Source organism: Streptomyces sp. NPDC058674 (genome assembly GCF_042716505.1).
In the GTDB taxonomy this organism is placed as follows: domain Bacteria; phylum Actinomycetota; class Actinomycetes; order Streptomycetales; family Streptomycetaceae; genus Streptomyces.
Map to the genome: position 1 here is coordinate 1 of NZ_JBHXSC010000021.1, position 22265 is coordinate 22265.

The window sequence follows — 22265 nt, forward strand, 5'->3', positions numbered from 1 at the left end:
GGACTACCCGAGCGGGTAGTCCGAAATCCCGCTTTCCGTGACTAGCCTTCTCGGCATGATCACTACCAAGGCCGGAAAGCCGGTTACGGACGCCGAGATATTCGCCGCACACGAGGGCGGAAAACTCGGCATCGAGATCACCACCGCATTCGAGGACGCGCGTTCCCTCGCCACCGCCTACACCCCCGGTGTGGCCAGGGTGAGCCGGGCCATCGCCGCCGATCCCGCGCTCGCCGCGCACTACACCTGGGCCGGACGGCTGGTCGCCGTGGTCACCGACGGCACCGCCGTGCTGGGCCTGGGCGACATCGGCCCGCAGGCCGCGCTGCCGGTGATGGAGGGCAAGGCCATGGCGCTCAAGAAGTTCGCCGGACTGGACGCCGTACCCCTGGTGCTCTCCACCACCGATGTCGACGAGATCGTGGAGACCGTCGTCAGACTGCGCCACTCCTTCGGTGCGGTGAGTCTGGAGGACATCTCCGCACCCCGGTGCTTCGAGGTCGAGGCCCGGCTGGCCGAGGCGCTCGACTGCCCGGTCATGCACGACGACCAGCACGGCACTGCCATCGCGGTCCTGGCCGCGCTGCGCGGCGCGTGCGCCGTTCTGGGCCGGTCCCTGCGGAGCCGCCGCGTGGTGGTGCACGGGGCCGGGGCTGCGGGCGTGGCCTGCGCCGCCATCCTGCTCGCCGCGGGCGTCCGCGACGTGACCGTGCTCGATTCCCGGGGCATCCTGGTGCCCGGACGCGCGGGCATGAACCCGGTCAAGGCCGCTCTCGCGGAGCGGACCAACCCCCGGCGGCTGCACGGCGGGGCCGCCGTCGCCCTGCGCGACGCCGACGTGTTCGTCGGCGTGTCCGGTTCGCGCGTGCCCCCCGAGCTGATCACCGGCATGGCTCCGGACCCCGTCGTGTTCGCCCTGTCCAGCCCGGACCCGGAGGTCGATCCGGATGCGTTGGGCGGGTACGCCGCGGTGACCGGGACGGGCGCGGCCGACCGGCCCAACCAGGTCATCAACACACTCGCCTCGCCCGGCGTCTACCTCGGCGCGCTGGACGCGGGCGCCCGGCGCATCACCGAATCCATGAAGATCGCCGCGGCCGACGCGATAGCCGAGGTGGCCGCCCCGGACCTCGCCCCGGACCGGGTGGTGCCCCATTCGCTCGACCCCCGGGTGACCCCTGCCGTCGCCCGCGCCGTGCGGGCCGCGGCCCTCCAGGAATCCCCGGAACCGGAATGGAACTTCAGGTGAACGAGATACGGAATTCGATATCCGCCCTGCCCGCACTGCAGCAGCCGCAATGGCGTGATCACCCCGTCCTCGCGGGTGTGCTGCGTGAACTGGAGAATTCCGCCCCGCTGGTCACGGCGGCCGATACCGCGGAACTGGCGCACCACCTCGCCGGGGCCGCCACGGGCCGGCTCCACGTGGTGCAGGCCGGGGACTGCGCCGAGGACCTCGCCGAGAGCAGCCCGTACGACGTCGCGCGCAAGGCGGGCCTGCTGGACGCCCTCGCGGGGACCATGGCGATGGCCTCGGGCCGTCCCGTCCTGCGCGTGGGGCGGCTGGCCGGCCAGTACGGCAAGCCCCGCTCGCGGCCCACCGAGACGGTGAACGGGCTGGAACTGCCGGTCTACCGGGGTCCCGCCGTCAACTCGGCCGAGCCCGACCCCGTCCTGCGGCGTCCGGACCCCGCCCGGCTGCTGCACGCCAACCGGGCGGCCCGCCGGGTCGTGGACGCGCTGGGCTGGAGCGGCCCGTCGGCCGCCCGGCGGAGGGTCTCGTCCCCGGTGTGGACCAGCCACGAGGCGCTGCTGCTCGACTACGAACTGCCGCTGCTGCGGACGCAGTCGGACGGCTCCCTGCACCTCGGTTCGACCCACTGGCCGTGGATCGGCGAGCGCACCCGGCAGATCGACGGCCCTCACGTGGCCCTGCTGTCCCTCGTCTCCAATCCCGTGGCCTGCAAGGTGGGTCCGGGCATGACACCGGCCGAACTGCTGGCGCTGTGCGAGCGTCTGGACCCCCGGCGGACCCCCGGGCGGCTCACCCTGATCGCCCGGATGGGCGCGGGCACCGCCGCGGACCGGCTGCCCGCCCTGGTCCGCGCCGTACGGGCGGCCGGCCACCCGGTGCTGTGGCTGTGCGATCCGATGCACGGCAATACCGTCAGCGGGCCCGACGGCCTCAAGACCCGTCTGGTGGGCACGGTGGTGCGTGAGGTCGAGGAGTTCCAGGACGCGGTCCCGGCGGCCGGCGGTGTGGCCGCCGGGCTGCACCTGGAGACCACGCCCGACGAGGTGACCGAGTGCGTGTGGGGCACCCAGGACATCTCCGTGGCCAAGACCAAGTACACGAGCCTGTGCGATCCGCGCCTCAATCCGGCGCAGGCCGCGGCGGTCGCCGCGGCCTGGCGCGGCTGACGCCCGGCGGCCCCGCCGGACACGCGCGCCCCGCCGCCCGCCCGCTCGGGCCGCCGCCCGCTCGCCCGTTCCCCCTTCCAGTCTCCTGCCCCCTGCCCCCTGCCCCCTGCCCCCTGCCTTCCGCGCACGGCTGCCAGCGCCGTGCGCGCCCTCCGTACGGAAAGAAACCGAGGACGACCATGCCGGGAATCCCCGCCATCGAGCCCTACCCCATGCCCACCGCGGACGATCTGCCCGCCAACACCGCCGCCTGGGAGCCGGATCCGGCCCGGGCCGTCCTGCTCGTCCACGACATGCAGCGCTACTTCCTCGAGCCGTTCCGGTCCGGCGGCTCCCCCGGCACCGAGCTGGTCTCCAACGCCGCCCTGCTCCGCCGCCGGTGCGCCGACCTGGCCATCCCCGTGGCCTACACCGCCCAGCCCGGCGGCATGAGCGAGAGCGAGCGCGGACTGCTCGCGGACTTCTGGGGACCGGGGATGCGCGTGGCCCCCGAGGACCGCGAGGTCGTCCCCGAGCTCGCCCCCGCCCCGCAGGACTGGCTGCTCACCAAGTGGCGCTACAGCGCCTTCTTCGCCTCCGACCTGCTCGCGCGGATGCGGGAGGCCGGCCGCGACCAGCTGATCCTGTGCGGGGTCTACGCCCACGTCGGCGTACTGATGACCGCGGTGGACGCCTTCACCCACGACATCCGCCCCTTCCTCGTCGCCGACGCCGTCGCGGACTTCGACGCCGCCTCCCACCGCCTGGCGCTCGAATACGCCGCGGCCCGTTGCGCGGTGGTCACCACCACCGGCGCCCTCGTGGCCGACCTCCGCACGGAAAGGGCAGCCCGGTGACCCCCGACCTCCTGGAGCACGTACTGCAGGGGCGCCGGCCCGCCTACGCACTGCTGCGCCGGCCCGATTGGACGGACGACCGACTGGAGGTACTGGCGGGGCCGTTCACCAGCGTCGCCGCGCTCGCCGACCTCCCGGTCCCGGATACCGCCGCGCCGCAGCCGGCGGCCCCCGGGCCGGCGGCCCCCTCCGGCGCCCGGCACGAACTCCTCGCCCTCATCCCCTACCGGCAGATCACCGAGCGCGGCTACGCCTGCACCGACGACGGCGAACCGCTCATCGCCCTGTCCGTGACCGAACAGGACTCCCTGCCGCTCCACGAGGCCCTGCGCAGGCTCCCCGACGAGCCGGTGGCACTGACCGGAGGCGGTTTCGACGTACCCGACGAGGAGTACGCGGAACTCGTGCGCCGGGTCGTCACGGACGAGATCGGCCGGGGCGAGGGCGCCAACTTCGTCATCCAGCGCTCCTTCACGGCCGACGTCACGGACTACACCTTCCGCAGCGCCCTGTCCTTCTTCCGGCGCCTGCTCCAGCGCGAGTCGGGCGCGTACTGGACCTACCTGGTGCGGGCCGGGGAGCGCACCTTCGTCGGCGCCAGTCCGGAGCGGCACATCAGCGTGTCGGACGGCACCGCGGTGATGAACCCGATCAGCGGCACCTACCGCTACCCCGCGTCCGGCCCCACCCTCTCGGGCGTCCTCGACTTCCTCGCCGACCGCAAGGAGACCGACGAGCTGTACATGGTCGTCGACGAGGAACTCAAGATGATGGCCCGGATCTGCGAGACCGGCGGGCGCGTCACCGGCCCGCACCTGCGGGAGATGGCCCGGCTCGCCCACACCGAGTACTACATCGAGGGGCGGACGGACCGGGACCCGCGGGACATCCTGAGGGAGACGATGTTCGCGCCCACCGTCACGGGCAGCCCGCTGGAGAGCGCCTGCAAGGTCGTCCGGCGGTACGAGCGGCACGGCCGGGGCTACTACAGCGGAGTGGTCGCCCTCATCGGCCGGGACGGGGCGGGCCGGCACAGTCTGGATTCGGCCATCATGATCCGTACGGCGGACCTGGCCGGTGACGGACGGGTCCGCATCGGCGTGGGCGCCACCCTCGTGCGCCATTCCGACCCGGACTCCGAGGTCGCCGAGACCCGGGCGAAGGCGGCGGGGCTCCTCGCCGCCCTGGAGAGCGGGCCGACGCGCTTCTCCGCGCACCCGCTCGTACGGGAGGAGCTGCGCCGGCGCAACGACGGCATCGCCGGCTTCTGGCTGCGCCCGGCCGCCGACCGGGCACGGCCCCTGCCCGACCTGGCCGGCCGTACCGCGCTGGTCGTCGACGCCGAGGACACCTTCACCTCCATGATCGGGCACCAACTCGCCTCTCTCGGACTGGTCGTGACCGTCCGCCGGCACGACGAGCCGTACGGCCTGGACGGCCAGGACCTGGTGGTCATGGGCCCCGGTCCCGGCGATCCGCGCGAGGCCGCGCACCCGAAGATCGGGCACCTGCGGGAGGCGACCGGCCGACTGCTGCGCGAGGGGCGGCCGTTCCTCGCGGTGTGCCTCAGCCATCAGGTGCTCGCCACGCACCTGGGGCTGCCGCTGGTCCGGCGGCCCGTCCCGAACCAGGGTCTGCAGCGGGACATCGACCTGTTCGGCGCCGGGGCCCGGGTGGGGTTCTACAACACGTACGCCGCCCGGAGCGACGCCGACGAGCTCGACCATCCGGAGTTCGGCCGGATCCGCATCAGCCGGGACCCCGCCACGGGCGAGGTGCACGCACTGCGCGGACCCGGCTTCGCCTCCGTGCAGTTCCACCCCGAGTCCGTCCTGACCGAGGACGGGGAGCGCATCATGGGCGGGCTCGTGGCCGGGATGTTTCGTACGCGTATCGGCTGACCGGTCTCGTTCCGCGCGGGCCGGGTCCGCATGGTTATGGTGGTGCGGAATGGAAACCGCCGGTCGGCCGAGGGGGCGGTTGCGAGGGCGGGAGGCACACGGATGGCTGCGGTGACGACCCTGTACGGGCGCGAGAAGGAGCAGCGCCGCCTCCTCCAGTTCCTGGACAGGGCAGCACACGGCCGTCCCGAACTCGTCGTCGTCGGAGGGCAGACGGGCATCGGCAAGAGCCGCCTGCTCCTCGACACCGCCGGCCACGCCCGCAGGCGGGGGTTCACGGTCCACGCGCTCGGCGACGCGGACCTGCACGCGCCGGCGCCGTCCCGGGCCCTGCGCGCGGCCCTTGGCGCCGAGCGGCCCCTCTTCGTGATCGACGACGCGGGCGCCAAGTCGGCCGAGGCACTGTTGTCGCTGGTGTGGGAGGGGCGCCCCGCCTCCGCGCGGCCCGTGCCCCTCCTCCTGGCGCGCAGCGCCAACGCGGCGGGACCGGACCTGGCCGCCTTCCCCGTCTGGGAGGACCCGCGCGCCGAGCAGGCCGTACCGCACACCGGGCTGGAGCTGGAGCCGCTCGGCGAGCAGGCGGTGCGCGAACTCGTCGGCGGACAGCTCGGGGTGGCGCCCCAGCCGGCCCTCCTGGACGTGATGGCCTGCGCCAACGGCAATCCGCGGCTGATCGTCGAGTTCCTCGAGGGACTGCGCGAGGAGGGGCGCATCGGGCCCGACGGCGACCTGGTCCGCCTCACTCCCGGCCGGCTGCCCGAGCGGGTCCGGGCCGCCGTCGGGGGCCTGTTGCGGGACATGTCCCCGGAGTCCGTCCAGCTCTTGCGGGTGGGCACCCTGCTCGGCCGTACCTTCCAGCTCTCACAGGCCGTGGCGATGCTGAACACGAGCACCGCCGCGCTGCTGCCCGCACTGGAAGAGACCCTGGCCATGGGGGTGTTGCGGCTCGCGGACGACGGGATCACCTTCGAGCACCCGCTCCTGTGGCGAGCCGTGTACGAGGCGATCCCCGCCGGGCTGCGCGGGGCCCTGCTGGAGGAGGCGCGGGTCCTGGCCCTCCGGTCGGCGCTGCCGCCGCAGGATCTCGCCGTGCTGGGACGCGGGGGCGCCGCGCGGCGCGAGCGGCCGGGCCCGGCCGGCGGGGGTCCGGCGAGCGGGGGCCCGGCGGGCACGGGCGGCCCGGGCGGCGGTGCGGGCGGCCCGGGCGGCGGTGCGGGGCTGCCGGGCGCGTTGGACACGCTCCTGGCTTCGGGCTACGTGGCCTCCGCTCTGGTGCTCGCCCGCAACGCCCTCGACCGCCCGCTGCCCGACCACGAGGCGGCGGCGCTGCGGCGCGTGCTCCTGGACCTGGTCATGGTCGGCGTCGGCCGCAGTGACCCGCTCCGCGGGGACACCGACCCCGCGGCCGGTCCGGCGCCCGACCTCGTCGAGGACGGCACCCAGGAGGCGCAGCGCGCGGCCGCCACGGCCTTGGCCCGCATCCGGTGGACGCAGGGCGACGCCGCCGGCGCCCTGCGCAGCGGTGCGGAGGCCGCCGAGCAGACCCTCACCCCGGACACCGCGGCGTCCCGGGCCTACCCGCGCATCGCGCACGCCCGTCGGCTGATCGCCGTGGGCGAGGTCCCGGCGGCCCGCGCCCTGGTCGGCCGGCTGCTGCGCGAGACGTCCGAGCGGGACCTGGCCACCTTCCGGCCGGCCGCGGATCTGGCGCTCGCCGAAGCCCACCTGCGGGCGGGTGAACTGGACGAGGCGGACGCCGCGGCGCGTGCCGCGCTGGCCGCCGCGGACCCGCAGGGCCTGCACACCCTGGCCGCCTGGGCGTCCGCCACCCTGGGCCGGGTGGCGCTGCGGCGTGCGGACACCGCCCGCGCCGCGGAGCACCTGGAGCGGCTGCGCGGGCTCCCGCCGCACATCACTCCCCTGGCGGCGGTCCCGGTGGCATGGCTGCGGCTGCTGCTGCTCGCCGCCGAGGACGAGCCCCGGGCCGCCCTGGAGCTGCTGCGCGGTGCCGACCGGGCCCTGCCGTCGCTGCGTACGCTCCACTTCTCGGAGCCCGGCGCCGCAGCCTGGTTCGTACGGCTGTCCCGGACGGCCGGGGATCCCGCTCCCGGCCGGCAGGCACTGCGTACGGTGGAGCACCTGGCCGCCGCCAACCCGGGCGTCGCCGGGCTGCAGGCCGCCGCCCTGCACGCCCGGGGGCTCTTCGAGTGCGATCCGGAAAGTCTGCGCCGGGCCGCGGCGGAGCACACGGACGCCTGGGGGGCCGCCACCGCTGCCGAGGACCTGCGGGCGCTGCTCGACGCGCGGGGCAGGGCGGACGAGCCCGCGGATGCCGCCGCGGCCGGCCGCTCCTGGTTGATCCGGGAGCACCCGGGCCGCTGCGTCCTGGTGACCTCGCCGTCCATGGTGGTCCCGGCCGCAGACCCCGCTCCGGGCTGGGAGAGCCTGGGCGAGACGGAGCGCACCATCGCCCGGCGCGTCGCGGACGGCCTGACGAACCGTCAAGTCTCCCGCGAGGTACAGCTGTCACCGCACACCGTCAACTACTACCTGCGGCGCATCTACGGAAAGCTGGGCATCCGCTCGCGCGTGGAGCTCACCCGGCTGGTGCTGGCCGAGTCCGAGCAGGAGCCGCGCCCCTGACCGCAGGGGGCGGAGCAGGGCCGATCCCTCGGCGCTCCGGCCACCGGGCCGGTGTGGCGGCTCCGCTCGGATACGGGCGTCGACCGACGCCCGACGACCGGTACCCGGAGAGGGCGCCCGTCCCGCCTCCTCCGGCTCACCGGCCCGATCCACCGCAGTCCGGCCCCGGGCATCGGCTACGGTCCTTGGCGTGAACCGTACCGAGCGTCTGTACGCCCTCGTGGAGGAGTTGCGCGCGGTCTCCCCCCGGCCGCGCAGCGCCCGGTGGCTCGCCGAGCGCTTCGGCGTCAGCACCCGCACCGTCGAGCGCGACCTCAGCGCCCTGCAGCAATCCGGCGTGCCGCTCTACGCCGAACCGGGCCGCAGCGGCGGTTACGTGGTGGACAAGGACCACACCCTGCCGCCCCTGACCATCACCCCCGCCGAGGCCGCGGCCCTGGCCGTCGCCCTGCACGGACTGTCCGGGACGCCGTTCGACGCCGATGCCCGATCCGCGCTGCACAAGGTGTTCGCCGTCATGCCGCTGCGCGACCGTCAGGTCGCGCGCGAACTCGCCGCCCGGGTGCGGCTCGCCGAGGAGCCCGTCCGGCCGTCAGCGCTCCCGCACACCCTGCGCGAGGCGCTGTCGGGCCGCCGTCTGCTGCACCTGCGCTACGCCGACGCGCAGGGCGAGGTCACCGACCGCACCGTCGAACCCCTGGGCTTCCTCGGCGGCGACCCCTGGCACCTCGTCGGATGGTGCCGGCTGCGCTCCGCCGTGCGGGGTTTCCGCATCGACCGCATACGCGAGGCGCGGGCACTGGAGGAGACGGTGGAGCCGCGTCCGGTGGACCTGTCCGAACTGGACCTCCCCGGACGGGATTTCGTCGCACTCGACGAGCTCTACAGTTTCGCTTGAGCCGCCGTCCGGAGGGTTAAACACCGACAGGGGGGTGTCGCCCCCGGCCCGGAGGCTGGGTGGCACGAACCGACCACGGAAGGCACCCATGTCTGTGACGACGACCCCCACCACCGACTCCGCACCGCTGACCCGGGAGGCCGGCACCCGGCTGGTGGAGGGCTGGACGGCGCTCTGGAACGGTGACGTCGCCCTCGCCGAGCAGATCCTCGCCCCCGGCTTCCGGCTGCACTTCGCGGACGACTTCGACGGCACCGGCTCCGCCAAGGCCTTCGGCCAGGACGAACTGACGGCGTTCATCTCGGTCAACAGCCTCGCCCTCACCGGCCTGACGTTCGCCGCCGACGCCCCGCCGCTGGTCGACTCCGAGCGCGGTGAGATGGCCTGCCGGTGGATCGAGAAGCACACCGACGGCGGCGGCGATGTCCTCGTCAAGAGCGGCATCGACATGTTCGCGGTCACGGACGGCAAGATCTCCGCCGTGTGGTCGCTCACCGGCAACCGCCGCTTCGCCGCCTGAGCGGTACCCGGCGCCGCCTGAGCGGCACTGGGCCGGTGCCGGGCGTCGGCGTGGGACGGCGCCCGAGCCTTCGAACGGGTTGCGGAACCGCTCCCGTCGGCGGCGGTCCTCGCACCGCCGCCCCCGGCCCCGTCCGGCGGTCCGGGGGCTCCGCGGGCCGCCTCACCCGTTCTCTTCCAGGAACGGGACGATCGCGTCGAGGAAGTGCTCGTTCCGATCGCCCGCCACCGTGTGGCCCGCGCCGGCCACATCGACCCGGCGCGCCCGCGGGACCCCGTCGCAGAACTGGTCGGCGACGTCCTCGCGCACCACGTCGCTGATCCCGCCGCGGACCAGCAGGATCGGCACGTCCGCGCGGCGCGCGGCGTCCAGGAGCCGCACCGCCATCCCCGGCGGGTCCATCCGGCCCTCGAAGCTGTCCAGCATCCGGGGGTCCCAGTGCCACACCCAGCGGTCGCCGCGGCGCCGCAGGTTGGCCCGCAGCCCGCCGGGGTCGGACGGTTCCGGGCGACGCGGCAGCTGCGCGGACACCACCGCTGCCGCCTCCCCCACATCGGCGAACCCGTCCGGGTCGCGGCGCATGAACGCGACGATCCGCTGGAACCCGCGGGGATCGGGTCGGTGGGCGACATCGACGAGCACCATGGCGCGGACCGACGCCTGTGGCGCCTCTCCGGCGGCGAGCAGGGATGCCAGACCCCCGAGCGAGGCACCGATGAGCACCGGCCGGTCGCCGAGCTCGGCGACGATCGCCCGGACGTCCTCGGCGAACACGTCGAGCGAGTAGTCCCCGTCGGCCGGCCACGCGCTGGCGCCGTGCCCCCGCAGATCCGGGGCGACGACCCGCCATCCCCGCGCCGCCATCCTGGGTCCGGTCCGGCCCCAGGCGTGCCGTGTCTGGCCGCCGCCGTGCAGCAGGACGAGAGGGGGCGAGGACGCCTCGCCCCACACGTCCGCGGCGAGCCGGAGCCCGCCGTGGCCCACGAAGCCGCGGGGTTGTGGCGGTACGGGGGCCGTCATGCCGTGCCGCGGGATCGCAGCGGCGCCAACAGCTCGTCCCGGTGGGAGTCCGCTGCCGCAGCGGCGAGCGCGACGTCCACCGCGAACAGGGCGCGTGCGAGGAACCGGTCGTCATCGATCAGGGCGGCGACCCACTGGTGCAGCGCACCCGCGCACGAGGCGCTGACCACGGCGGCCAGCGCATCGGTGTCGACGTCCGCGCGCAGGAGGCCTCCCGCCCGTGCGTCCGCCATCGCCCGGCGGAGGTGGACGAGCGGACCGCGGTCGAGCACGAGGCCGCTCTCCTGCCAGCCGCGCACCATGCGGCGGGACACGACCGGGTCGCCGACGAAGAGCTGGACGGTCGACCTGACGACCTCCCGCGGGCCGCCCGCTCGCCGCGCCGCCAGGCGCCCTTCGAGTTCTTCCGTGAAGGCGACGGCGAGGGCCTCCCAGATCTTCTCGCGCGGTCCGATCAGGTTGTACACGGTGGCCGGGGAGACCTCCGCCCGCTCGGCGATCCGCTCGGTACTGATCACCGATTCCGGGCTCTCCCGCAGGAGTTCACGCGTCGCGTCGAGAATCCGGGACCGCCTGCGGGCCTTGTGCCGCTCACGCAGCCCTCCTGTGGCGGTGTGCACGCCCTCGGGCTCCATGCGCCCGCCCTCCCCACAATATGGAGACTCTTCCAAACTTAGAGATGCCTCCAGATGTGGTGGGGCAAACCCGTGCACGGGTCAAACCGGTGCGCGACGCTTCGGGTACGGGACGCTTCGGGTACGCGACGCTTCAGGGAGCGGCGCCCTCCGGCCGGCCCGCCCTGAGCTCGTCGGCGGACGTCACCTTGGCGAGTCCGGCTCGCACCAGGGCGGCCGCCAGCTTCGGCAGGTCGTCGGCGGGGACGAGGCGCGCCAGGGCTTCGGGGGTCCTGGGGAGCCCCAGGTCACCGGCCGCGTCGCGGGCCCGGCGGTCGAACGAGGGGCGCAGCTCCGGCCATACGCCTTGGGCCTCGCGGCAGTAGATGTCGGCTCCCACCGGTCCGATTCGCGGGACTTCGCGGAGCAGTTCTCGTACCCGCCGCGGCTCCCCGCCCGCTTCCTCGCGCAACCGGCGCAGGTCACCGCGGTACCGGTCGAGGACGAATCGGGCGCCGGCGCCCAGTGCGGTGGCCGTGGTCTCGTCGTAGCGGCGGTAGTGCGCGCGGCCCAGCGCGTCCACCCTCAGCTGCCAGGGGGAAGCCGACATGGCCTGCGGCGTCAACAGCCCGGCCCCGGACAACTCGCGGGCCGCGGCGACCGCGATGTCCGCTTTGATGCGCACCGAGAACAGCACGCACAGGACGAGCAGTCGGTACAGCGGCGCGGGCGTGTCGCGCAGCGCGATACCGGCTTCCTCGGCATGGGTGCGCCCGTACCTCTCCATGAGGAGTTCCACCGTCGTGCCGGACGTGGTCATGGTCACCTCGGGCTGCGTCTGCTCAGTTCGGCGGGAAGGTGCCCGCGCTCGGAGCCGGGCCGCTGCCGGCACCGGCAGGCCCGCTCCCTCGCGGCGGGTGCGCTCAGGGTCTGCGCCAGCGGTCGTGGTCCAGGTGGGAACCCGCCATGGGGCCCATCCGGAGCATGCCGCCGTCCACCGCCCAGGACGCCCCGGTCACGTAGGAGGCCGCCGGGCCGGCGAGGAAGGCGACGACTTCGGCCACCTCGCGGGCGTCTCCCGGCCGGCCGAGCGGGATACCGGGCCGCTCGGCTCCGCGTACGTCCTGGTCCTCCTGACCGGTCATGGGGGTGGCGATCTCGCCCGGGGCCACGGCGTTCACGGTGATCCGGTGCTCGGCCAGTTCCAGGGCCATCACCTGGGTGAGCAGCCCCAGCCCGGCCTTGGCCGCGCAGTACGGGCCCGCCCCGACCCGCGGCTGGTGCTCGTGGACGGAGGTGATGTTGACGATCCTGCCGCCCCGGCCGCGCGCGATCATCCGGCGGGCGGCGCGCTGCCCGCAGAGCAACGGCCCCACGAGGTCGACGTCGAGGACCTCTCGTACCGTCGCGAGGTCCAGGTCGACGAAGGGGGTCGCCGTGCCGGTGCCCGCGTTGTTCACGAGGACGTCGATGCCGCCGAGTTCATCCGCCAGGTGGTCAACGACGTCCGCGGCGGCGGGCAGCGCCGTGAGGTCGAGGCGGGACACCACGGCACGTCGGCCGTGGGCCCGCACCTCCTCGGCCGTCTGCTGCGCCCCGCGCTCGTCCGAGTGCCAGGTGACACCCACGTCGATACCTGCCTGGGCCAGGCGGACCGCCACGGCTCTGCCGATCCCCGAGTCCGAGCCGGTGACCACCGCGGTCGCCGGCGTGAAGCCTGCTGGGCTGGTCATGTCTGCCACCTCGTGTCGTGCCGGCGATGGGACGCGTACGGGCCGACCGGTGCGGCGCTGCGGGGCACGGGCGGCCGGGTCGTCGGTCTGGCGCCTGCCCGCCGCCTTCCGGGGAAAACGCCCCGGATGGCGCCACCCCCCTCCGCAGCGGGTTCGAGCGCTCGGAGAGGGGGCGCAGGCCGATGCCGGCACTAGTCGACGGAGAGGGCCTGGAGGAGGTCTGCCACCTGCGGGTCGGGCAGGGCGCGTGCCACGTCGGCCTGGGCGACGATGCCGACGAGGCGGTGGCCGTCGATGACGGGCAGGCGCCGTACCTGGTGCTCGCTCATCGTCCGCAGGATCTCGGCGGCGTCGTCGTCGGCGCCGATGGTGACCGCTTCGCCCTGGGCGAGTTCGCCGGCCGTGACCCGGGCGGGGTCCTTGCCCGCTCCGAGGACCTTCACGACGATGTCACGGTCGGTGAGCATGCCCTTGAGCTTGTCGTCGGTGCCGCAGATCGGCAGGGCACCGACCTCCAGCCGCGTCATCTTCTTCGCGGCCTCGAGGACCGTCTCCTCGGCGCCGATGCACTCGGCGCCCTCCGTCATGATCTCGCGTGCCGTGGTCATCCGGCCGCTCCTTTCGGTGGGTGGCCGGGCGCAGGAGCGCGCCCGGCGTGGGGACACGAGGGGCGGGGGCCCGCCCCGTACCGGTCTGGATCAGGTGTGGAGGCGGCTGTTGGTGCCGTCGTGGCCATCGGCGTGGTCCTCGTCGAACCAGTAGTCGCCCGCGGCCAGGTAGCGGAAGGAGTGCACGCTCTTGCCGGGCAGGGCAACGGTGACCGCGCGCGTGCCGTCCTTGCGCGGCTCCAGGGTGTGCGTACCGGGCTGCCAGTCGTTGAAGTCGCCGACCACGCTGACGGGGCCGGGAGGGGCATCGGCCGGAAGGACGAACGTGACGTCGATGCGGTCCTTGAGCTGCTTGCGTTCCAGCACAGAGACTCCTGGTGACAGGGACGGATGGTCGCGCCATCCTCCAGCCGGCCGCCGCCGCGCGATGCCCGGACACGGCCGGGCAGCGTGAGCTTCACCCGCCCAGCACTGTCCGGGGGCTAGCGCGGGAGCGGTGCGGGCGCCACCGCACCGGAACGTCCGGGCGCACCAGCCGCGGGTGCGCATCACAGGGCCGCTCCGTGGGCAGTCGCGAAGCATGAAGCGACGATCCGATTCGAGCGACTCCTACTGGCTGCAGACGGTCGACATGCCCGCCTTCCCCGCGCTCACGTCGAGCGCCGAAGTGGACGTAGCCGTGGTCGGCGCGGGCATCGCCGGTCTCAGCACCGCGTGGGAGCTCTCCCGCGCGGGCCTGCGCGTCGCCGTTCTCGAAGCCGGCCGGATCGCGGCGGGCGTGACGGGTCACACGACGGGAAAACTCACCGCTCTGCACAGCGCCGTCTACAGCCGCCTGACGTCGCAACACGGCGAGGAGGCCGCCCGCCTCTACGCGACCTCGCAGAGCGCGGCGCTTCGCCACGTGGTCGAAGTGGCCGAGGAACTCGGTGTCGACTGCTCGTGGGAGCGTCGCCCCGCCTACACCTACTGCGAGGATCCCGACGGTGTACCGGCGCTGCTGGCGGAGGCGAAGGCGGCACGGGAGGCGGGTCTGAGCGCTTCCTTCGTCACCGAAACCGGCCTGCCCTACCCGGTGGCGGGCGCCGTCAGGGTCGATGACCAAGCGCAGTTCCACCCCTTGAGGTATCTGCGCGGACTCGTCGACGACGTCGTCGCGCGCGGTGGCCGGATCTTCGAGAACACCCGCGTCATCGGCCTCGACGAGGGTGATCCGTGCCGCCTGACCACCGTGACGGGGGCAGCCGTCACCGCCCGTCACGTGGTCCTGGCCGCCCACCACCCCGTCTTCGACCACGCGCTGCTGGCCGCACGCCTCACCCAGCACCGCGACCTCGTCATCGCCGGCCCCGTCTCCGCGGGTTCCGACCCGAACGGCATGTACATCACCAGCGAGAGCGGCAAGCGGTCCGTACGCACCGCACCGCTCGACAGCGGCAACGGCAACGGCAACGGCAACGAGCGCATGCTGATCATCACCGGCGAGGCCTTCACGCCGGGTACCGGTGAGGACACCGAGGCCCGGTACGCCCGGCTGCAGGCGTGGGCCGAACAGCGCTTCCCCGGCTTCGAGGTCACCCACCGCTGGGCGGCCCAGGACAACAGCGCCACCGACACCGTCCCCCTCATCGGGCCCCTGCGTCCCGGGACCGAAAACGTCTACACCGCCACCGGCTTCGCGGGCTGGGGGATGACCGGCGGTGTCCTGGCCGGGCAGCTCCTCACCTCCCTGATCACCGGGAACCCGCAGCCGTGGGCCGAGTTCTACGATCCCCGCCGCCTCGCATCGGGGCTGCGGGCGGCCCCGGAACTCCTCAAGGCGCAGTGGGACACGGGCAGGCACTTCGTGAAGGACCGCCTCGACGCCCTGGGAGACGGGTCCAACGGCCCGGCCGCCGACCTGCGCCCCGGCGAGGGCACGGTGGTGCGCGCCGACGGCAAGCCCTGCGCCGTCCACCGCGACGACCGGGGCGAGCTGCACGCGGTATCAGCCGTCTGCACCCACCTCGGATGTCTCGTCGCCTTCAACAACGCCGAGCGGACCTGGGAATGCCCGTGCCACGGCTCCCGGTTCGGCATCGACGGCGAGATCCTGCAGGGCCCTGCCCTGCACCCGCTGGAACAGCGGGACACCGACACGCTCTGACCGCTGCCGCGCGGGGATCAGGCAGGGCGCTGTGCGACGGCCTCGATGCGAGCTCGGAGGAGGGGCCCGTCGTAGGGTGAGAGGCGGCCGGAGGAGGCCGACGGCCAAGGGAGCCATGTATGCCTCGGTACCTGATCTCGTTCGACGACGGCGCGATGACCTTCCCCGAGGAGGAGTTGCCCGAGGTGGCCGAGGCCTCTTACGCGGTGGTGCGGGAGGCTCGGGAAGCCGCTGTATGGGTCTTCGGTGGTGGACTGGAGAGGCAGCGGGCGAGCGTCGTGGCCACCGACGGGACCGTCACCGACGGACCGTACCCGGAGACCAAGGCGGTCCTCGGCGGGTTTGCGGTCATCGATGTGCCCTCACGCGAGGACGCGCTGGAGTGGGCTGCCAAGATCGCCGCCGCATGTCGCTGTGCGCAGGAGGTCCGGGAGATCATGCACGACCCGACCGTCTGAACGAACCTGACAGCTCGGCCGTTCTGCCCGGGACCCCGGGTGCGGTGCGGGTTCAGTCGTCGCTTCCGACGCCGCGGTCGGGTGCGCTCATGTCCCCCGTCGCGGGAATGCCTCCGGCGAGCCCGTAGCGCAGGTACACGGCGCCCTTCGGGCCGGCCACCGGGGGCGCGAGGAGCGTGAGGTTGGCGGGCACCGCGCCGTCGTCGAAAACCTTCTTCCCGACGCCGAGCACGATCGGGTGCACCCAGAGGTCGAGGCGGTCGAAGAGCTTCTCGCGCAGAAGGGTCTGCACGAGGTTCAGGCTCCCGACGACCTTGACGTGCTCGTGCCGGTCACGGACCTCACGCACCGCGTCGGCGAGGTCCGGGCCGAGGTGCGTGGATCCGGCCCAGGAGAGGTCGGGCCTGCCGCGCGAGGCCACGTACTTCGGGACGCCGTTGAAGAGCGTGGCGATCTCGTTGTCCGCTCCTCCCTCCTGATGGGGCCAGTGGGCGGCGAAGATGTCGTACGTCCGCCGGCCGAGCAGGAGGGCGTCGGTCCCCTCGTACGCGGCGCCGATCTGCGCTCCGGCGACCTCGTCCAGCAGGGGCGCCTGCCAGCCCCCGAACGGGAACCCCACCGGGTCCTCGTCGGGTCCGCCGGGCGCCTGCCCGACGAGGTCGAGGGTCGCGAAAAGCTCGATGTGGATGAGTCCCATGGCTTACTCCCGGTGCAGCGGTTGTCCCCGTCAAGAGATAGACCTGCCAGCGTCGACGGAATCATCGCCACGACGGAACCCGGCTTCACCCGGTCGGGCGCAGTGGCCACCGCTCGCCTCACCGCAGCCGCGCCGACTCCTCACGGCAACCTGGGGTCCAGCCAAGATAAGCCCGAAAGGGGCAATGGGGTGATCTTGAGATCCGAGCCGCTGCACTTGCGGATCTACCACTGAGGGCCTGACCCTGTTGCCCATTCTGCGGTTCTGATCTTCCCCGGTTCGATTCCCCCGATGATCCGGCACGTGGACGCGTCCGTCCAGTGATGGGCCTCGGGTGGGTGGGATGACTTCGATCGAGCGGACCGCGTATCCGCGGTTCAAGCGGCTGATCACCGCGCGCGAGCTGCATGTGTTCTTCACTCCGGGCGAGGAGGAGCGGGCCTGGGCCGAGGAGGTCACGGACTCCGACGAGCATCAGCTCGCGTTGCTGCTGGCTCTGAAGTCGTATCAGCGGATGGGCTTCTTCCCGAAGCAGGAGGACGTGCCGGAGCAGGTCGTGGAGTTCGTACAGCGCGTGATGGAGCTGTCGGAGACCACCTTGCCGGTGTACGCCTCCCAGCGGACCGCCAAGAGCCACCGAAGCGTGGTGCGCGAGCGGTGCGGCATGCGCTACGACGGGCCAGCGGCGCGCAAGGTGGCTGAGCGAGGTCGGCCGGGTGATCCGCACGGTCCAGCTGCTGCGCTACCTTTCCGATGCCCCGCTGCGCGGCCGGGTGACGGCCGCGACCAACAAGGTCGAGGCGTTCAAAGGCTGCTCAGACTGGGTCCGCTTCGGACAGCGCGGCACCGTGAGGGCGAACGACCCGGTCGAGCAGGAGAAGGACGTGAAGTTCACCTCTCTGCCGGCCAATCTTGTGATCTTCCACAACACCCTGGACATCGCGGACGTGGTCCGCGAGCTGCAGGCTGAGGGCGAGGTCATCGACCCGCTCGACCTGGCCCAGATCTCCCCGTACCTGACCGAGCACATCATGCGTTTCGGCGAGTACTCCACCCACGAACTCGGCATCACCCCGGACGCCTACGACGCCCACCTCGACGTCGACTTCAGTGCGCTGGGCAAAGACGTGGCGGAGGCCGCCCGTTGAGTCGGCCTCAGACATCCCGGCGCCGCACGACCATCACGGCGACGGTCACCGAGACGAGCGCCCAGGCCGCGAGCGCGATCCAGGAACCCGTGATCGTGGCCGGATATTCGCCCAGGCTGGTGTGGCCGTCGGGGTTCAGCGCCAGCCGGGCCTGCGCGGCCAGCGGCAGGTGGTTGCCGATCTCCTTCAAGAGCCTGTACCTCTCGCCCCCGAAGAGCATGGGCAGGATGAAGAGCATCCCCACGACGGCGACGATCGAGGCCGTGGCGTGTCGCAGGACGGCGCCGAACGCCAGGCCGATCAGCGCGCAGACCGGGATGACCAGCGCGTATGCCGCGACGGCCCGCAGGCAGCCCGGGTCGTGAATGGAGAGTCCGACGTGGCGGGAGGCGAGCATCGCGTTGGTGGTGAAGAACGACGTCACGGAGACGATCACACCAAGGACGAGCGTGATCGCCGTGACGAGGGCCACCTTCGCCGTGATCACCGCGCGCCGGTCAGGGACGGCGGCGAGCGTGGTGCGGATCATTCCGGTGGCGTACTCGCCGAAGACCGTGATGGCGCCGAAGCTGGCCGCAGCCAGTGCCATGACATCGGCCGCGATGCTGCTCAGACCGTGGAAAAGCGGGTCGTACTTGTAGGGAGGGAGGCCGGGTAGTGGGGGATGCGGCTGGTCGATGTACGTCAGGTCGGAGTGAACGGCGTTCACGTTGATCGCGATGGCGACGACGGCGCTGAGCGCGAGCACCCAGTAGGTCGACCGTAGGGACCGCATCTTGATCCACTCGGAGGAGAGCAGGTCGACGAACCTAACCACCGGTTCGGCGGCGCTCTCGGACGGCCGGGTGCCGGAGAACATGGTGGTGCTCATCGGGCTTCTCCTGCGAGGTATTCGACGCTGTCGGCGGTGAGGGACATGAACGCCGACTCCAGGGACGAGGTGTGGGTGGCGAGCTCGTGCAGCACGATGCGGTGCCGGTGGGCGAGGTTGCCGATCCGGGCTGCGGTCAGGCCGGTGACCCGGCCCGCCTGGTCGCTCTCGCGGCGCACCGACGCGCCCTCGGCGATCACCAGGCTCTCCAGGGCCGCCAGGTCGGGCGTGCGCACGGTCACGCCCAGGGAGGCGTGGCGGGCTGAGAAGTCCTCCAGGCTTTCGTCGGCGATCAGCCGGCCCTGCCCGATGACGATGAGCCGGTCGGCGGTGTGCTCCATCTCGGCCATCATGTGACTGGAGACGAACACGGTGCGGCCCTCGGACGCCAGACGGCGGAAGAGGCCGCGCACCCACAGCACGCCCTCGGGGTCCAGACCGTTCAGGGGCTCGTCGAACAGGAGCACCGGGGGATCGCCGAGCAGGGCGCCCGCGATGCCGAGACGCTGTTTCATCCCGAGGGAGAACCCTCCGATCCGGCGCCGCGCCGCCTTGGCCAGCCCGACCTCTTGGAGGACCTCGTCCACGCGGGCCGGCGGGATGCGGTTGCTGCGCGCCAGGGCGGACAGGTGCGCCTGTGCGCTGCGTCCGCCGTGGACGTCCTGGGCGTTCAACAGCGCGCCGACGTGGCGCAGTCCGCGCGGGCGGTGCGAGAAGGGAACCCCGTCCACGGTGACGGCCCCGCTGGTGGGGGCGTTCAGGCCCAGGATCATCCGCAGTGTGGTGGACTTGCCGGCGCCGTTCGGGCCGAGGAAGCCGGTGACCTTGCCCGGTTCCGCAGTGAAGGTCAGGTCGTCGACGGCGACGGTGTCGCCGTACCGCTTGGTCAGCCGGGTGGATTCGATCATGGGTCCACGCTGCCGGGGAGGGCAAGGAGCCGGCATCGGCCGGTGGTTCACACTCGTGAGCCCTGCTGGTAGCCCGGGGGATTACGCCCGTGGGCCAATGCCCTGGTGGGAGCGCGTCGATAGGATCGGCTGATGATCGCCACTCCTCATCCACCCCTGTTCAAACGCGTGCCACCGGGTGTGTGGGTGGCGGCCTTCTGGTCGGCCCTCATCCTGGTACGCACGTTCCAGCGGCCGGACGAGCTGCAGCGTCTGCTCCGGTACAACGGCAACATCGAGGACGCACCGCTGCTGGTCACCGCCGTCGTCACGACCCTGGGCGCGCTGCTGCTGTTCCGCGCGCCGCTGGCGGCCGTGGCCATCGCGCTCGCGGGCGCCGTGTTCTCGCTCGGGATGCCGGTGCGGGCGACGCCGGTCGTGCTCTTCCTGTTGGCCGACGCGGCCGTGGGCTACACCGCGGCGACCCGCTCACGGCGGGTCTCGGTCTTCGCGGCCGTGCTCCCGGTCGGTGTGCTGGCCGCGTACACGGTCTGGCGGCTGGGACGCGGGTACTTCTTCAACCTCTCCGTGCCGGCCGCCCTCGCGTCGACCGTCGTCATTGCCTGGCTGATCGGCAACACGATCCATCAGGACCGGGCACACGCGGACACGGTACGCACCCAGGCCACGCAGCAGGCGGTCACGGCCGAGCGGCTCCGGATCGCCCGGGAGCTGCACGACATGGTCGCCCACAACATCGGCATCATCGCCATCCAGGCCGGCGTGGGCAGTCTGGTCATGGACACCCAGCCCGCCGAGACGCGCAAAGCGCTGGATGCCATCGAGGCCACCAGCAGAGAGACCCTCGCCGGCCTGCGGCGGATGCTCGGCGCACTGCGCCGCAGTGACCAGGAGTCCGCGCCGCTGGATCCGCTCCCTGGTCTGGCCGCCCTCGGTCAGCTGGTCGGGAAGACCGCGGCCGCCGGTGTCCGGGTCGACGTCCGGTGGCGGGGGGAACGCCGCGACTTGCCCTCCGATGTCGACCTGGCAGCCTTCCGCATCGTCCAGGAGGCGGTCACCAACGTCGTGCGGCATTCCGGCACCCGGGACTGCAGCGTCACGGTCGACTACCGCCCCGACGAACTGGCCGTCGATATCGTCGACCTCGGCGCGGGTGGCACCGTCGCAGAATCCGGATACGGCATCGCCGGAATGCGCGAACGGGTCAGTCTGCTGCACGGCGAGTTCAGCGCCGGGCCGCGTCCGGAAGGCGGCTTCCGCGTGGCGGCTCGGCTTCCGGTGCCTGTGGAGGCAGGCCGATGATCCGTGTCGTTCTGGTCGACGACCAACCCCTGATCCGTTCCGGCCTGCGCGTCCTCATCGCCGACACCCCCGACCTGGAGGTAGCAGGGGAGGCCGGGGACGGTGCCGAGGCGGTGGAACTGGTCCAACGGCTCCGGCCGGACGTCGCCATCATGGACATCCGCATGCCCGGTACGGACGGCATCGAGGCCACCCGCCGGATCAACGCGGATCCGGAGTCGAAGACCCGCGTCCTCGTCCTCACTACCTTCGACGACGACGAGTACGTCTATGGAGCGCTTCGCGCCGGAGCGAGCGGCTTCCTCGTCAAGGACATGCCGCTGAAGACCATCCTCGACGGGGTCAGGGTCGTCGCCGCCGGAGATGCCCTCATAGCTCCGAGAGTCACCCGTCGTCTCATCGAGGAGTTCGCGGCACGGCCCGAACCCGCCGCCACTACCCGCCGGGCGGTGGTCGACGGCATCACCGACCGGGAACGAGAGGTCCTGACCCTCGTCGGCCGCGGCCTGTCCAACGCCGAGATCGCCGAAGAGCTCACCATCAGCGTGGCAACCGCCAAGGCCCACCTCGCACGGCTCTTCACGAAACTCGACGCACGTGATCGGGTGCAGCTCGTCATCCTCGCCTACGAGAGGGGCCTGGTCGCGCCCCCACGGTGAGGTTTGCGCGCGCGATCAGGCCAGCGACGGGCCACCCTAGGCGGCGATGAAGATCGCTGTAGCGGCCGGCTTCGCTCCCCATGCTTCAGCAAAACCAACGCTTATTGAAGATCGCTGGGCGGACCGCCAGGAGACCCCCAGGGCCTTCCCTCGCCCCGGGCGACACCCTGGTGGTCCCCGCCCTCGACCGCTACGGCCGCTCCCTGCAGGACCTGATCGCCATGGTCGGCGAACTACGCAAGCGGGAGATCGGGTTCACCTCGCTGCACGAGAACCTGGACACCACAACCCCCGGCGGCCGACTCGTCTTCCACGTCTTCGCCGCGCTCGCCGAGTTCATCCGCGAGCTGATCGTCTCCGGCACCCGCGAGGGCCTGGCCGCCGCCCGCGCCCGGGGAAAGGTGGGCGGGCGGCCCAGCGTCGTCAACGCCGACATCATCCGGGCCGCCCGCGACATGCTGCCCAACCCCGACCACTCGATCGCCTCGATCGCCAAGCTCCTCGGCGTGAGCCCCGGCACGCTCTACAACCACATCCCCGACCTGCAAGAGCTGCGGGTGGCCGCGTTCCGGCACAGCTCGAAGCGGGCACCCGGTGATCCCCGGACCGCGCCGGACGAAGGGCGGAGCCCTCCAGTTCGGAGCCGGGACCGATCAGGACGGACAGGAAGACGAGCACGACCCGGCCGTGGATGCTTTCGCCGAACCGCACTGGTGATTCGCCAAGATCATCCCACTGCCCCTTCTGGGCTCGCCTTGGCTGAACCCCAACCTCGACCGCAGCCTCGATGTCTCGGGTGACCCGCTCGGCACCGGTGGTGGTAGCGGCTGTAGTCCTCCGCCTCCCGGTCGCCCCGGCAGCCGGGGTCCTCCGCCGGGGGGA

General features: G+C 72.7%; 22 protein-coding genes and 1 pseudogene. 14 read left to right on the forward strand and 9 right to left on the reverse strand.

Going from position 1 to position 22265, the window contains the following annotated elements; all coding sequences use genetic code 11:
• Positions 1 to 55: 55 nt before the first annotated feature.
• From ACFWU6_RS13555 to ACFWU6_RS13585, 7 genes are all read left to right on the forward strand, one after another.
• On the forward strand, positions 56 to 1249 hold the full coding sequence (locus ACFWU6_RS13555; RefSeq protein ID WP_383980902.1) for an NADP-dependent malic enzyme: 1194 nt from the start codon (positions 56 to 58) through the stop codon (positions 1247 to 1249).
• Entirely contained in the window at positions 1234 to 2421 is a 1188-nt protein-coding gene (locus ACFWU6_RS13560; protein WP_383980904.1) for a 3-deoxy-7-phosphoheptulonate synthase, read from the forward strand. Before ACFWU6_RS13555 ends, ACFWU6_RS13560 begins: the two co-directional genes overlap by 16 nt.
• A gap of 179 nt (positions 2422 to 2600) precedes the next feature.
• On the forward strand, positions 2601 to 3257 hold the full coding sequence (locus ACFWU6_RS13565) for an isochorismatase family protein (RefSeq protein ID WP_383980906.1): 657 nt from the start codon (positions 2601 to 2603) through the stop codon (positions 3255 to 3257).
• Positions 3254 to 5158 carry an anthranilate synthase family protein gene (locus tag ACFWU6_RS13570; RefSeq protein ID WP_383980908.1) on the forward strand — a complete coding sequence of 635 codons (1905 nt, stop codon included), beginning with the start codon at positions 3254 to 3256 and terminating at the stop codon, positions 5156 to 5158. The genes ACFWU6_RS13565 and ACFWU6_RS13570 overlap by 4 nt, the downstream gene beginning before the upstream one ends.
• A 102-nt stretch (positions 5159 to 5260) precedes the next feature.
• Positions 5261 to 7801 (forward strand): LuxR C-terminal-related transcriptional regulator, encoded by a 2541-nt coding sequence (locus tag ACFWU6_RS13575; RefSeq protein WP_383980910.1) that lies wholly within the window; start codon positions 5261 to 5263, stop codon positions 7799 to 7801.
• A 190-nt stretch (positions 7802 to 7991) separates the two neighbouring features.
• Positions 7992 to 8699, forward strand: a complete 708-nt coding sequence (locus ACFWU6_RS13580; RefSeq protein WP_383980911.1) for a helix-turn-helix transcriptional regulator — start codon at positions 7992 to 7994, stop codon at positions 8697 to 8699.
• A gap of 88 nt (positions 8700 to 8787) precedes the next feature.
• Positions 8788 to 9219, forward strand: a complete 432-nt coding sequence (locus ACFWU6_RS13585) for a hypothetical protein (protein WP_383980913.1) — start codon at positions 8788 to 8790, stop codon at positions 9217 to 9219.
• Positions 9220 to 9381: 162 nt separating this feature from the next.
• Here ACFWU6_RS13585 and ACFWU6_RS13590 read toward each other — a convergent pair whose 3' ends face one another.
• The 6 genes from ACFWU6_RS13590 to ACFWU6_RS13615 form a co-directional block, all read right to left on the reverse strand.
• The gene (locus ACFWU6_RS13590; RefSeq protein ID WP_383980915.1) at positions 9382 to 10239 is read right to left on the reverse strand and encodes an alpha/beta fold hydrolase; all 858 of its coding nucleotides are present in this window, start codon (positions 10237 to 10239) and stop codon (positions 9382 to 9384) included.
• A complete protein-coding gene (locus ACFWU6_RS13595; protein ID WP_383980917.1) occupies positions 10236 to 10874 on the reverse strand; it encodes a TetR/AcrR family transcriptional regulator in 639 nt (212 codons plus the stop codon). Before ACFWU6_RS13595 ends, ACFWU6_RS13590 begins: the two co-directional genes overlap by 4 nt.
• 133 nt (positions 10875 to 11007) lie before the next feature.
• Positions 11008 to 11673, reverse strand: a complete 666-nt coding sequence (locus tag ACFWU6_RS13600) for an endonuclease (protein WP_383980993.1) — start codon at positions 11671 to 11673, stop codon at positions 11008 to 11010.
• Positions 11674 to 11776: 103 nt separating this feature from the next.
• Entirely contained in the window at positions 11777 to 12586 is an 810-nt protein-coding gene (locus ACFWU6_RS13605; protein ID WP_383803754.1) for an SDR family oxidoreductase, read from the reverse strand.
• Between the two features lie 191 nt (positions 12587 to 12777).
• Positions 12778 to 13194, reverse strand: a complete 417-nt coding sequence (locus ACFWU6_RS13610; protein WP_383803753.1) for a CBS domain-containing protein — start codon at positions 13192 to 13194, stop codon at positions 12778 to 12780.
• A gap of 90 nt (positions 13195 to 13284) precedes the next feature.
• Complete coding sequence (locus tag ACFWU6_RS13615; protein ID WP_383803751.1) at positions 13285 to 13560, reverse strand: isoamylase early set domain-containing protein; 276 nt, start codon at positions 13558 to 13560, stop codon at positions 13285 to 13287.
• A 214-nt stretch (positions 13561 to 13774) separates the two neighbouring features.
• Here ACFWU6_RS13615 and ACFWU6_RS13620 point away from each other — a divergent pair, with 214 nt between their 5' ends.
• Positions 13775 to 15340: an FAD-dependent oxidoreductase gene (locus ACFWU6_RS13620; protein WP_383803749.1), complete on the forward strand. Its 1566-nt coding sequence runs from the start codon at positions 13775 to 13777 to the stop codon at positions 15338 to 15340.
• 119 nt (positions 15341 to 15459) lie between these two features.
• Positions 15460 to 15798 carry a YciI family protein gene (locus tag ACFWU6_RS13625; RefSeq protein ID WP_383803747.1) on the forward strand — a complete coding sequence of 113 codons (339 nt, stop codon included), beginning with the start codon at positions 15460 to 15462 and terminating at the stop codon, positions 15796 to 15798.
• 52 nt (positions 15799 to 15850) lie between these two features.
• On the opposite strand, the gene ACFWU6_RS13630 is transcribed toward ACFWU6_RS13625, so the two are convergent.
• Positions 15851 to 16495 carry a dihydrofolate reductase family protein gene (locus ACFWU6_RS13630; RefSeq protein WP_383803745.1) on the reverse strand — a complete coding sequence of 215 codons (645 nt, stop codon included), beginning with the start codon at positions 16493 to 16495 and terminating at the stop codon, positions 15851 to 15853.
• 343 nt (positions 16496 to 16838) lie between these two features.
• Here ACFWU6_RS13630 and ACFWU6_RS13635 point away from each other — a divergent pair.
• Both ACFWU6_RS13635 and ACFWU6_RS13640 read left to right on the forward strand, forming a co-directional pair.
• Positions 16839 to 17129: pseudogene (locus tag ACFWU6_RS13635) on the forward strand (DUF4158 domain-containing protein); the annotation flags it as partial.
• 82 nt (positions 17130 to 17211) lie between these two features.
• On the forward strand, positions 17212 to 17643 hold the full coding sequence (locus tag ACFWU6_RS13640; RefSeq protein WP_383803743.1) for a Tn3 family transposase: 432 nt from the start codon (positions 17212 to 17214) through the stop codon (positions 17641 to 17643).
• Between the two features lie 7 nt (positions 17644 to 17650).
• Here ACFWU6_RS13640 and ACFWU6_RS13645 read toward each other — a convergent pair whose 3' ends face one another.
• Both ACFWU6_RS13645 and ACFWU6_RS13650 read right to left on the reverse strand, forming a co-directional pair.
• Positions 17651 to 18514, reverse strand: a complete 864-nt coding sequence (locus ACFWU6_RS13645) for an ABC transporter permease (protein ID WP_383803741.1) — start codon at positions 18512 to 18514, stop codon at positions 17651 to 17653.
• Positions 18511 to 19422, reverse strand: a complete 912-nt coding sequence (locus ACFWU6_RS13650; RefSeq protein WP_383803739.1) for an ABC transporter ATP-binding protein — start codon at positions 19420 to 19422, stop codon at positions 18511 to 18513. The genes ACFWU6_RS13645 and ACFWU6_RS13650 overlap by 4 nt, the downstream gene beginning before the upstream one ends.
• A 132-nt stretch (positions 19423 to 19554) precedes the next feature.
• On the opposite strand from ACFWU6_RS13650, the gene ACFWU6_RS13655 reads away from it, so the two are divergent.
• The 3 genes from ACFWU6_RS13655 (at position 19555) to ACFWU6_RS13665 (ending at position 22183) form a co-directional block, all read left to right on the forward strand.
• On the forward strand, positions 19555 to 20724 hold the full coding sequence (locus ACFWU6_RS13655) for a sensor histidine kinase (protein ID WP_383803737.1): 1170 nt from the start codon (positions 19555 to 19557) through the stop codon (positions 20722 to 20724).
• Complete coding sequence (locus ACFWU6_RS13660; protein ID WP_383803735.1) at positions 20721 to 21383, forward strand: response regulator; 663 nt, start codon at positions 20721 to 20723, stop codon at positions 21381 to 21383. The genes ACFWU6_RS13655 and ACFWU6_RS13660 overlap by 4 nt, the downstream gene beginning before the upstream one ends.
• A 104-nt stretch (positions 21384 to 21487) precedes the next feature.
• Entirely contained in the window at positions 21488 to 22183 is a 696-nt protein-coding gene (locus tag ACFWU6_RS13665; RefSeq protein ID WP_383980919.1) for a recombinase family protein, read from the forward strand.
• Positions 22184 to 22265 lie beyond the last annotated feature (82 nt).

What these genes read in the sequence shown, in the direction of transcription:
- ACFWU6_RS13555 (WP_383980902.1), top strand. Translation starts at nt 56, where the DNA reads ATGATCACTACCAAGGCCGGAAAGCCGGTTACGGACGCCGAGATATTC.
- ACFWU6_RS13560 (WP_383980904.1), top strand. Translation starts at nt 1,234, where the DNA reads ATGGAACTTCAGGTGAACGAGATACGGAATTCGATATCCGCCCTGCCC.
- ACFWU6_RS13565 (WP_383980906.1), top strand. Translation starts at nt 2,601, where the DNA reads ATGCCGGGAATCCCCGCCATCGAGCCCTACCCCATGCCCACCGCGGAC.
- ACFWU6_RS13575 (WP_383980910.1), top strand. Translation starts at nt 5,261, where the DNA reads ATGGCTGCGGTGACGACCCTGTACGGGCGCGAGAAGGAGCAGCGCCGC.
- ACFWU6_RS13585 (WP_383980913.1), top strand. Translation starts at nt 8,788, where the DNA reads ATGTCTGTGACGACGACCCCCACCACCGACTCCGCACCGCTGACCCGG.
- ACFWU6_RS13590 (WP_383980915.1), bottom strand. Translation starts at nt 10,239, where the DNA reads ATGACGGCCCCCGTACCGCCACAACCCCGCGGCTTCGTGGGCCACGGC.
- ACFWU6_RS13595 (WP_383980917.1), bottom strand. Translation starts at nt 10,874, where the DNA reads ATGGAGCCCGAGGGCGTGCACACCGCCACAGGAGGGCTGCGTGAGCGG.
- ACFWU6_RS13600 (WP_383980993.1), bottom strand. Translation starts at nt 11,673, where the DNA reads ATGACCACGTCCGGCACGACGGTGGAACTCCTCATGGAGAGGTACGGG.
- ACFWU6_RS13605 (WP_383803754.1), bottom strand. Translation starts at nt 12,586, where the DNA reads ATGACCAGCCCAGCAGGCTTCACGCCGGCGACCGCGGTGGTCACCGGC.
- ACFWU6_RS13610 (WP_383803753.1), bottom strand. Translation starts at nt 13,194, where the DNA reads ATGACCACGGCACGCGAGATCATGACGGAGGGCGCCGAGTGCATCGGC.
- ACFWU6_RS13620 (WP_383803749.1), top strand. Translation starts at nt 13,775, where the DNA reads ATGAAGCGACGATCCGATTCGAGCGACTCCTACTGGCTGCAGACGGTC.
- ACFWU6_RS13625 (WP_383803747.1), top strand. Translation starts at nt 15,460, where the DNA reads ATGCCTCGGTACCTGATCTCGTTCGACGACGGCGCGATGACCTTCCCC.
- ACFWU6_RS13630 (WP_383803745.1), bottom strand. Translation starts at nt 16,495, where the DNA reads ATGGGACTCATCCACATCGAGCTTTTCGCGACCCTCGACCTCGTCGGG.
- ACFWU6_RS13645 (WP_383803741.1), bottom strand. Translation starts at nt 18,514, where the DNA reads ATGAGCACCACCATGTTCTCCGGCACCCGGCCGTCCGAGAGCGCCGCC.
- ACFWU6_RS13650 (WP_383803739.1), bottom strand. Translation starts at nt 19,422, where the DNA reads ATGATCGAATCCACCCGGCTGACCAAGCGGTACGGCGACACCGTCGCC.
- ACFWU6_RS13655 (WP_383803737.1), top strand. Translation starts at nt 19,555, where the DNA reads ATGATCGCCACTCCTCATCCACCCCTGTTCAAACGCGTGCCACCGGGT.
- ACFWU6_RS13660 (WP_383803735.1), top strand. Translation starts at nt 20,721, where the DNA reads ATGATCCGTGTCGTTCTGGTCGACGACCAACCCCTGATCCGTTCCGGC.